Annotated in this window: 13 protein-coding genes; 6 read left to right on the top strand and 7 right to left on the bottom strand. The window is 46.4% G+C overall.

What is annotated here, in order from left to right; genetic code table 11:
* Positions 1-3: 3 nt before the first annotated feature.
* The 3 genes from LBJ25_00335 (at position 4) to LBJ25_00325 (ending at position 2,720) form a co-directional block, all read left to right on the top strand.
* Positions 4-87: a hypothetical protein gene (locus LBJ25_00335; GenBank protein MDR1452410.1), complete on the top strand. Its 84-nt coding sequence runs from the start codon at positions 4-6 to the stop codon at positions 85-87.
* The gene (locus LBJ25_00330) at positions 87-680 is read left to right on the top strand and encodes a riboflavin synthase (protein ID MDR1452409.1); all 594 of its coding nucleotides are present in this window, start codon (positions 87-89) and stop codon (positions 678-680) included. The genes LBJ25_00335 and LBJ25_00330 overlap by 1 nt, the downstream gene beginning before the upstream one ends.
* A gap of 93 nt (positions 681-773) precedes the next feature.
* Positions 774-2,720: a hypothetical protein gene (locus LBJ25_00325; protein ID MDR1452408.1), complete on the top strand. Its 1,947-nt coding sequence runs from the start codon at positions 774-776 to the stop codon at positions 2,718-2,720.
* On the opposite strand, the gene LBJ25_00320 is transcribed toward LBJ25_00325, so the two are convergent.
* A complete protein-coding gene (locus LBJ25_00320; protein ID MDR1452407.1) occupies positions 2,717-3,280 on the bottom strand; it encodes a hypothetical protein in 564 nt (187 codons plus the stop codon). The genes LBJ25_00325 and LBJ25_00320 overlap by 4 nt on opposite strands.
* A gap of 195 nt (positions 3,281-3,475) precedes the next feature.
* On the opposite strand from LBJ25_00320, the gene LBJ25_00315 reads away from it, so the two are divergent.
* The 3 genes from LBJ25_00315 to hisH are packed head-to-tail and all read left to right on the top strand — an operon-like array spanning position 3,476 to position 6,081.
* Positions 3,476-4,543, top strand: a complete 1,068-nt coding sequence (locus LBJ25_00315) for a PorV/PorQ family protein (GenBank protein ID MDR1452406.1) — start codon at positions 3,476-3,478, stop codon at positions 4,541-4,543.
* A gap of 24 nt (positions 4,544-4,567) precedes the next feature.
* Positions 4,568-5,473: an ROK family protein gene (locus LBJ25_00310; GenBank protein ID MDR1452405.1), complete on the top strand. Its 906-nt coding sequence runs from the start codon at positions 4,568-4,570 to the stop codon at positions 5,471-5,473.
* Positions 5,470-6,081, top strand: coding sequence for an imidazole glycerol phosphate synthase subunit HisH (hisH, locus tag LBJ25_00305; protein MDR1452404.1), 612 nt, complete (start codon positions 5,470-5,472; stop codon positions 6,079-6,081). The genes LBJ25_00310 and hisH overlap by 4 nt, the downstream gene beginning before the upstream one ends.
* Before the next feature lie 12 nt (positions 6,082-6,093).
* Here hisH and LBJ25_00300 read toward each other — a convergent pair whose 3' ends face one another.
* The 6 genes from LBJ25_00300 to LBJ25_00275 all read right to left on the bottom strand — a co-directional run bounded on the left by LBJ25_00300 (position 6,094) and on the right by LBJ25_00275 (position 9,231).
* The gene (locus LBJ25_00300) at positions 6,094-6,483 is read right to left on the bottom strand and encodes a hypothetical protein (GenBank protein ID MDR1452403.1); all 390 of its coding nucleotides are present in this window, start codon (positions 6,481-6,483) and stop codon (positions 6,094-6,096) included.
* A gap of 74 nt (positions 6,484-6,557) precedes the next feature.
* Complete coding sequence (locus LBJ25_00295; GenBank protein MDR1452402.1) at positions 6,558-7,259, bottom strand: hypothetical protein; 702 nt, start codon at positions 7,257-7,259, stop codon at positions 6,558-6,560.
* Positions 7,240-8,394: a glycosyltransferase gene (locus tag LBJ25_00290; GenBank protein ID MDR1452401.1), complete on the bottom strand. Its 1,155-nt coding sequence runs from the start codon at positions 8,392-8,394 to the stop codon at positions 7,240-7,242. Before LBJ25_00290 ends, LBJ25_00295 begins: the two co-directional genes overlap by 20 nt.
* A 17-nt stretch (positions 8,395-8,411) precedes the next feature.
* Positions 8,412-8,810, bottom strand: a complete 399-nt coding sequence (locus LBJ25_00285; protein ID MDR1452400.1) for a putative toxin-antitoxin system toxin component, PIN family — start codon at positions 8,808-8,810, stop codon at positions 8,412-8,414.
* Complete coding sequence (locus tag LBJ25_00280; protein MDR1452399.1) at positions 8,807-9,049, bottom strand: ribbon-helix-helix domain-containing protein; 243 nt, start codon at positions 9,047-9,049, stop codon at positions 8,807-8,809. The genes LBJ25_00285 and LBJ25_00280 overlap by 4 nt, the downstream gene beginning before the upstream one ends.
* A gap of 71 nt (positions 9,050-9,120) precedes the next feature.
* The gene (locus tag LBJ25_00275) at positions 9,121-9,231 is read right to left on the bottom strand and encodes a helix-turn-helix domain-containing protein (protein ID MDR1452398.1); all 111 of its coding nucleotides are present in this window, start codon (positions 9,229-9,231) and stop codon (positions 9,121-9,123) included.

Below are 9,231 nucleotides of genomic sequence, written 5' to 3'. Positions count from 1 at the left end.
GCTGTGGAGCTGGCCAAAAAATTTTCCACAGCAGAATCCGCTAAATTTGTGAACGGTATACTCGGCGGATTGGCGGAGAAAAAATAATGTTCACCGGAATTATCGAAGAGATCGGTCAGACGCGCGCGGCCGGAGACAGGCTGGAGATCCAGGCGCCGCGGATCGCGCCGGAAACGCGGCTCGGCGACAGCGTGGCGGTGAACGGTGTGTGTCTGACCGTGGCGGAGATAAAAGGCAGCGGCTTGTATTTTGACGCGATGCGGCTGACTTTGCGGGATACCGCGCTGAGTGATTTAAAATCCGGCGCGGCGGTCAATCTGGAAAGAGCGCTGCGGGCGGACAGCCGTTTGGGCGGCCATTTTGTCAGCGGACATGTGGACGAGGCCGGGCTGGTAGAAAGTTTTGACGGGAATATTTTGCGCGTCAAAGTCAGCGACAAAAAATTTCTGGCGTCCAAAGGTTCAATTACAGTCAACGGCGTTTCTTTGACTATTCAAGACGTTCAAGATTCTGTTTTTAGTGTTAGTTTGGTGGCGCACACCTTGCGCTCCACCACGCTGGGAATTTTGCGCGCTGGCGACCGCGTCAATATCGAGTACGACCTTTTAATGCGCTATTTGCAGCGGCTTTTGACCGCGGAAAATCCGCCGCCGGGGCTGCGTTCTATATATAAGTTTTGATTTTCTAGAATATATAACGGCACAAAACCAATAAAATTCAATACATTTTTTAACGCTTGTAAGTCGATATTATAGACAACAAAGGCGGTTGTTATGGTTGCAAGCCTGGAGCAGGATTTACCCTCAGCGGCTCAAATGACCAAAATTACTTCCCAGAAAACCAGCGTTCCTCTGCCTAAAAGAATGAACGTTGACCAACAAGACTGGGCTGCCAAAACCGTAGATACTTATTTTGGTGAGCAAAAGAATCCTGGTGACTTGGCATTCAAAGCTAGCGTGATTAATGATGTCGAATTAAAGGAGAATTTTTACAATCACCCTTGTGTTATGTGTGGAAATGGCTTCAAACCGGAAAATATTCAACTTGTGCAAAATGCTTCACTTGTATCTAGAGTAATCTTGATAAAAGCAGCTGATTTAGCTAAAGATGTAATACAAAAACTACGTGATAATCCAAGTATAGACGATAAAACAGTTTTAGAAAATATCTTAAAAGCGATAAAAGATGTAGGTAAAGAAGAATTTTTGAAAGCCATGAATATTGCTAGAGCCTCGCTCAAACTGAATATTATTGATAAACTGGCTGAGAGAAGAATATCATCTATTGTTTATGACGCCATGTACGCGTTGGAGACCGCGGATTACCAGAGCCGGCTAAACGCGGAGAGAGCGGATTTTCAAACAGCTATTCAAGGTAAAAATCATGATGAGAAACTGGAAATTTTGAAAAACAAATATACCACTTTTAATAATGAAATGGCTGACCTGCAAAACATCACTTATGATGAGCCGCAGATCAAACTATTGCACACCAAATTATTAAAAGAATTTGTGATCAAGACCTATGTTGAAGACATAATGCTGCCGGAATTATTCGCTAAGCATGAAGGATTGGAAGATTCTATGTTCATGTTCGGCTTTGGGCGGCTGTTATCTGAATACAACAAACTCGGAGCATCAACTAGTTCTGATATGGATTCTAATGTGATTGTCGGTTCCGTTGCAGATTTTGACATCAGCAACGCTGTTGTTTGTGACGAAAAATATGTTGACGCTATGACAAAAGCCATAGAACTTGCACAAAAAGAACTGGCACAATGCGATATAGAACTGGAAAACAACCCAGAGTTTACAGTCAGATCTTTTGAGGACTTTGAAGATGCAATTATGTTAAACGGCAGAGAGTCGCCTGCCGAGGCAAGACAAAAACAACTCAACACACAATTTTATTTGTCTATCCAGAATGAATACTATACATTTTATGCTCCGACTAAAACAAATGAACATGGCGAAACCATAGAAGGTACTTTCTTGAGTCGTATTGAAACGGCCAGAGATTTATCTGATCAAGACCCAGTACGAGCAATTTTTGATGAGACTTTAAATGTGTCTGGCAAGTATTCTATTGAAATAATACATGGTAAAACGATTATGTCAAACAGGGGATTGCCTATTGATAAGGATATTAATGGCAACGATATTAGAGTTTCTGAAGTTATCGGTAGCGGCAAGGAGAGGCAGGATAACTGGTATTTTTCCATGAAATATACGGTCAATCGTTTTTATGATTTCTTGCCTAAGGTAAACAGTTATAATGACAAACACCCCAAGGATAAAATCAGCCTCGCCGATATAGGACTTACTTATGAGGACGAGTTGTTTATCAAAAATATGAACCATCTCATGCAGGCTCTGCAAAATTACGCGGCTGAACTGCATCCTGCGCATTGTGATTATTTATCCGCGGCGGATTTTCAGGAGCTTTATGAAAATCAAGAAAAATATCCTCGCTTTCAGCGCGAATTTAAAATTATCCGGAACAAATTTAACCATCCTTTTAAGGAATATTGGCATATAGCCAGCAATGCTGCGCTTGGTGTGGATATACCGGAAAAAATAGAAGATATTACCGACAAATTAACCTCGAGATTACTGGCAATACCAGCCAAAGAGTTAGGGTTTGACTTTTTTAAACAGGTGGATACCAAAATGTTTGCTATTTATGAAAAAATAGCAAATTCACGAGCCATTAAAGATTAACTGGGGTCATTCGGCCTTTCTAGATAAATGCGTTCCGTAATTTCTCCAGTTTCGTCTAATTTAAGCAAGTTATATGCTCCGTCTTTATAGCTTCTATCGTAGAAAAAATTAACCGCTTCAGGCAAGCTGGTTTTTTCATAAAAATATACCACATCCCACTTGGCCAGAAAAAGCGGTTCATCTTCTATCATAAATTTTGTTTCCGCTGTTTTTTTTATGGTGACCGATCTCAAAGCCCCGCTGTGGTGAAAAGTAATTCCGCCAAATAGCACTAGCGGCTGCCCTAAGAGTTCCCAAGTGTATTCTTTATTAATAGTTGCGCCAAAAAATTTTCCATCTTCATATAGATATATTCTGCCGCCAATAGGAATTTCTCGCCCTTGAAATTTTATTACAGTAGTGTCTATCGCAAAGCTTTTCAATTCTCCAGTTTTATAATAAAACGGGAGGTACAATTTAAACCTCTGCCCAAAAATCTCGACAGTGTTGCCGGAGATTTTGGCAATAGAATCGTCTGTTCCAACTGATCGTTCAGGATTACTCATAAATTTGCTCTGCATAACTTTCACCTGCAAATATATTATACCCTGTTTTAAGGAAAATTATACGGGCGATATTTTAATTTATAATGTTAAGACATTACAAAAAAATCAAAAAAGAAAACAAATTGTGTTCAGTTGAAATGAATGGAACGACAAAATTCGATGCATTTTTGCGGCCTCTGCTGTCGATAATAATACAGATAGGGGAGAGCGATGCGCAGAGTATGGTTTATATTTCTGGTGGTTTGCCTGAGTAGCGGTCTTTTTGCCGCGGTGAACGGGCCGGGCACGACAGGCGCCAATTACCTGAAAATCGGGCTGGGCGCGAAAGCCGCCGCTCTCGGCGAGAGTTATACAGCCGCCGCGGACGACACGAGTTCTATATACTGGAATACCGCTGGTTTAAGCGCCGTGCGCAATCCGCGCGTGGATTTCATGCAGCTGAACTGGCTGGCCGGTATTTCGGCCAAGACAATTTTTGGCGCGCTGCCGCTCTCCGAGAAAGACACTTTTGGCGCGTATGTCATGATGCTGGACACGCCGAAAGACAAAGAAACGGTTTATGGCGGCAATACTAAAAGCGAATATCTGGAAACCGGTAAAAGTTTTAACAGCGCGATCTCGGTGCTCAATCTCGGCTACTCGCGGATCATTTCCCGCGCGCTGGATGCCGGTATCGGCTTGAAAATAATCAGCGAAGATCTGGCCGGTGAAAAGGCTGACGGTCTGGCTCTGGACGCTGGCTTGATTTACAAAGATCTGATCCCAAATTTAAAACTGGGTTTAAATGTACAGAACATTGGCCTGAAAGCTTTGCGTCCCGAGGAAGAATTACCGCTGACCATTGCGCTGGGCGCGGAATACAGCACGGTTTTTCTCTGGAATAAATTGAGCCTGCTGCTCGACGCCAAACTGCCCAATGACAACGATCCGCGTTTTGGCGTGGGTGCGGAGTACTGGCTGGGGCAATATTTTGCCGGCCGCGTCGGTTACAATACTTTCAGCCAGATGTCGCTGGGACTGGGTGTGGCTTTTGCTAATTTTAACGCCGACTATGCTTACGTGCCGATCGATGAGCTGGGTGTCACGCACCGCATCTCGGTCGGTTATACTTTTGGCCTGGCCAAGCAGGCGGCAAATCCGCGTCAGGAATTGCAGGCCGATCTGGAAACAAAAGAAAACACCGACGCGGTGCGCAAACCGCTGAAAGTCAGAAAAGTTAAGGCGAAAGCTAATACTAAAGCGTCTACTGACGACATGCTGACTAAGTTTGATTTTTAAATAATTTCAATATATTATCCGCCCATGTACATAGGCATAGATGTTGGCGGGACAAAAATTACCGCCGGACTGGCTGATGCCCGCGGCGCAATTCTGCAAAGAGAGACCGGCAAAACCGCGCCAAATGTACTGGAACAAATCAGCGCGTTGATCCAAAAATTTTCTACCGGACGAAAAATTGCCAAAATCGGCGTGGGTCTGCCCGGCCAGCTAAAAAATGGCGTGGCGCTCAATATGCCCAATGTGCCGCAGCTCAACGGCGTAGACCTGCTGGCCGAGCTGAACAAAATTTATCCGGCCGAATACGTGATCGAAAACGACGCCAACGCCGCGGCTCTGGCGGAGTTGAAATACGGCGCGGGACGAAATTATAAAAATTTTATTTATGTGACGATCAGCACCGGCGTCGGTGGCGGTATTATTATTGACGGACATTTGTACGCCGGAGCCAACGGCACGGCCGGAGAATTTGGCCACACGATACTTTTGCCGGACGGGCCGCTCTGCGGCTGCGGCAACAAAGGCTGCTGGGAAGCGCTGGGTTCCGGCACGGCGCTGGCTAAAATGGCGGCAATTGCGGTTGCGGAAAATCCCGCGGCGCGGATCAAGGAATTGGCCGGGGACGGCCGGATCACGGCGGAGACTGTAGTCGCAGCCGCCAAACTGCAAGACCAAACAGCGCTGGAGCTGCTGGACAAAAACGGCTATTACAACGCGCTGGGCCTTGCCAATCTGGTCAATACGTTTGATCCAGAAGTGATCATTGTCGGTGGCGGCGTGACTTTTAACGGTGATTATTTTTTTCAGCCGCTGTTCAAGAGCCTGAAAACTTTTAAGCTGCTCAACCCAGAACAGGCGATCAAGATTTTGCGCGCGGAATGCGGCAAAGACACCGGACTGCTCGGCGCGGTCGCTTTAGCGCTGTCATGAAGACCGTTATTATTGATTACGGTCTGGGCAATCTGCGTTCGGTGCAAAAAGCCGTGGAGCGTCTCGGTTACACGGCGGAGATCTCAGCGGAGACCAGCGCGCTGCAAAACGCGGATAAATTGATTTTCCCCGGAGTCGGCGCTTTTCCGCAGGCTGTGGAAAATTTGCGAAAAAAACAACTCTGGTCGGCGCTGCAAACTGCCTTGACCAGGCCGTTTTTAGGCATTTGTCTGGGTATGCAGCTGCTGCTGTCAGCCAGTGAGGAATTTGGCCTAACGGCTGGACTGGATGCCGTGCCGGGACAGGTGCGTTATTTCCGCGGCAGCAGCGGTTTCCCCCCGGGATTTCCCGTGCCGCACATGGGCTGGAATGATGTGCGGCAAAAATCCAGCGTTTTATTTAAAAATCTGCCGGAAATTTTTTCCGCTTATTTTGTCCATTCTTATTACGCGCAGCCGACTGACGAAAAATTTACGATCGGTCTGACGGATTACGGCATGGATTTTTGCTCCGCTTTGCAGAAAGAAAATATTTTTGGCGTGCAGTTTCACCCCGAAAAAAGCGGCGAAAACGGCCTGCAAATCTTAAAAAACTTTTTAGAGCTTTAATTTACACTCCCTTTAATTTCTGGAAGCCTTGGCTAATTCAGCGCGGATATTGTCAAAATACTGTTTGCGTTCCAGGATTTCCGCTTGAATACCTTGCGCTTCCTGACCGATGCGCTCCATCTCTTTATTCAGGCGTTTTTGCTCCGCGCGCCAGTAAAAGATCGCGGAGACGGTCAGGCTGACATCAAAAATCAGCCAAATCGTCAGCGGCAGATAGTTCTTAAAAAACCAGGCGTAAAGCAGCACAGCCGCCGTAATAAAACCGTTGAGAAAAGACCGGCTGGGCGTCTGTTTTTTGAAAACGTATTTGCCTAAAAAAGCCATCAGCGGCGGCGTTGGCTCGGGCGTATATTTGCCGTAGCGCGAACGCGATTTTTCTGCTAATTCCTTGAGATCGACCATAGTTTGCCTCCCCTTGTTTATGCCTTAATTATACCCGTATTTTCTGAATTTATACCTGCGCTCCGGCGCCTTAATTATGGTTGAAAGTAAAATTTAAAAAATAATTTAGCAAAAAACCAGAGATTGCGCGGCGCCGGGCTGGCTAAATGGCGCGTAAAATCCAGACAGTTGTAAACTCCGCCGCCAGTGTATTCATAAACGACGGTATTGCGCCGCGCGGCGTAATAATGCAAGTATTTTTTTTCAGCGCGCTGCAGCGGCAGCTCGGTTTTCTTGTCGTACAGCAGAATTAAAAAAGAATTTTTATTATTTATTTTATTGTACAGATCCGGCAGGTCTGCGATAGTCTCGCTATTGATCGGATAAAGCACGGCAAATTTTTTTTTCAATTCCTGCAAATATTCAATGGCGCTTTCCTGCCGGCTGACGCTGTTAAATCCGGCCTGCCGGATAGCATTCTCACGGCTGAAAGCCGGCATATAGAGCAGCAGGCAGTCAAGCAAAAGCAAAATTTGTTTTTCAAAATCGGCGAGATTGTAGCCGCAGGTGGTCAGCAGGGTGAAATGTTTTTGGTTTTTGAGCTCGATCAGGATATTATTGATCTGCGGATGCCGCAGAGGATTGCCGCCGGTCAAATGCACGCACCAGGAATTTATTTTCTTTGACCGGATTTTTTCCAGCGCTAGCGGCTCGCGTTCCAGCCGCGCCGGACAATCCGGACAAAGCAGTTCGCAGAAAGCGTTTAATTCGAGATTTTCAAATTTTGGTAGCCACATCGATCAATCTCTGATAATTGGCGATCAAGCGGCTGGTCATATTGTGCATGCTCAATTTCTGCGCTAACTGCGAGGCTTCCGCGGATTTCTGGCGGCGCAGCTCCTGATTGCTTAAAAGCTGCGTCAGTTTCAGCGCAAATTCCGAAATGTCCGGGCCGCTGGCCAGCCCGCCGATATTCTGGTGAATGATGTCGGAAATTCCCATAGCGTCAATGGCGACGACCGGCGTGCCGACGGACATGGCTTCCAGGATGACCAGTCCCTGCGTTTCGGTCAACGACGAAAAAACAAAAACCCGCGCGGCCTTGTACCAGGAGGCCAGCTCGGCCTTGTCGGAAATATAGCCGGTAAAAATAATTTTGTCCTGGAGACCCAGCTCGGCCGCCAGTTTTTCCAGGATCGGCCGGTGCGGTCCGTCGCCGATAATGGCCAGCAGAATATTCGTGCGCACTTTGAGAATTTCTTTGTACATGTGCAGCAGAAACTCGACATTTTTTTCTCTGGCGAGGCGGCCGGCGTAGGCGATAATTTCTGTTTCCGCCGCGATCTGGCGCTGCCGCAAGATATTTTGCGCGTCGCCGTTTTCCTGAAAACGTTCATTGACGCCGGTCGGGATCACGTCGATCTCATTTAGCACGCCATATCTTTGCAGCTCCAGACGCATAGCTTCCGAGGGGACGATCGTGAGATCACAGCTGTGGCAGTATCTGCGGCTGGCGTTGGTCGAAAGCCAGACGCCGATCCTGCGGCCTAGCGCGGTCGGCACATAATGCACATACTCTATGAACAGCGTGTGATAAGTGTGCACCAGCGGCAATCTGTACTGTTTGGCGAGGTACAGCGCCAGCCAGCCCAGGCTAAACGGCGTGTGCGAATGTAAAATATCCAGTTTTAGATCCTTAAAAGCCTGCAAATGGCCGGACAATGAATAAGCGATGTGGTGTTCCGGCATCGGCGCGTATTTGATCGACTTGAAATAAAAAACATTGTCTTTCTGCACCGCGTCTCTGATCTGCGGCGCAAAGATAAAAACTTCATGCCCGCGCTTACGCAGCTCTTCTGTAAATGAATTGATCGAAGTGACCACGCCGTTGATCTGCGGCGCGTAAGTGTCTGTAAACATTCCGATGCGCATAATTGCCTCGCTGGTTTTTAATTTAAATTCAAATAAGCGTTCGGCGTTACAATACGCGTGCGTTTGTATTGCTCTAAAACTAACAGGTCTGTGTCACCGGTGATAATGTAATCAGCTTGAGTGGCTAGAGCACATTCCAGGATTTTATCATCCGCTTTGTCACGGCAGACATTTTTTACTTTGATTTTGCTTGGCGTTTTGTGGGCGATTTCTTCCACAGCGCTGATAAAATATTCGATTTCCACCGGACTGGTTTTGAATTTTGGCGTGGACAGCACATTGGCTAGTTCGGCCAAAATTTTCCTGCTAATATACAGGTCATCTGCGCCAGCAATGATCCGCTCCAAAACCTGCCGCGGCTTGCCACCCCAATAAAAAGCGGAAATAAAAATATTAGTATCCAGAACAAGCTTCATGAGCGGTATTTGCGGAGAGATTTGATTTCTTTCATAATAACACTTTCACGAAGTTTGTTTTTGGCGGCAAGGCTTTCTCCGAGATTAAAGATATTTTGCCATTTTTGTTTGCGCTCAATATACAGCCGCGCCGCTTCGCGCAGCAATTCTGAACGTGAACGTGATTCCAATCTGGCCACATCGTCAATTTGAGACAATAGGTTGTTTTGAAAAGAAATATTAACTGTTGCTGTGGTCATAAAGCACCTCTATACAAGAATTGTAGCTATTATACAAGTTTTGTATGGACAAGTCAAGGCGGCGCATTAAGTTAATGCTCCTTAAAATTGCGAAAAAACTCAGCCGCCGAAATGTCCAGTCCGTCGATTATTTTCAGGAGAGTGTCCAGCGTCGGTGAATTCTCGCCGCGCTCAATGCGCAT

Source organism: Candidatus Margulisiibacteriota bacterium (genome assembly GCA_031268855.1).
Classification (GTDB): domain Bacteria; phylum Margulisbacteria; class Termititenacia; order Termititenacales; family Termititenacaceae; genus Termititenax.
Note: the sequence above shows the minus strand (reverse complement) of the source record. Positions and strands in the feature narration are given on the sequence as shown.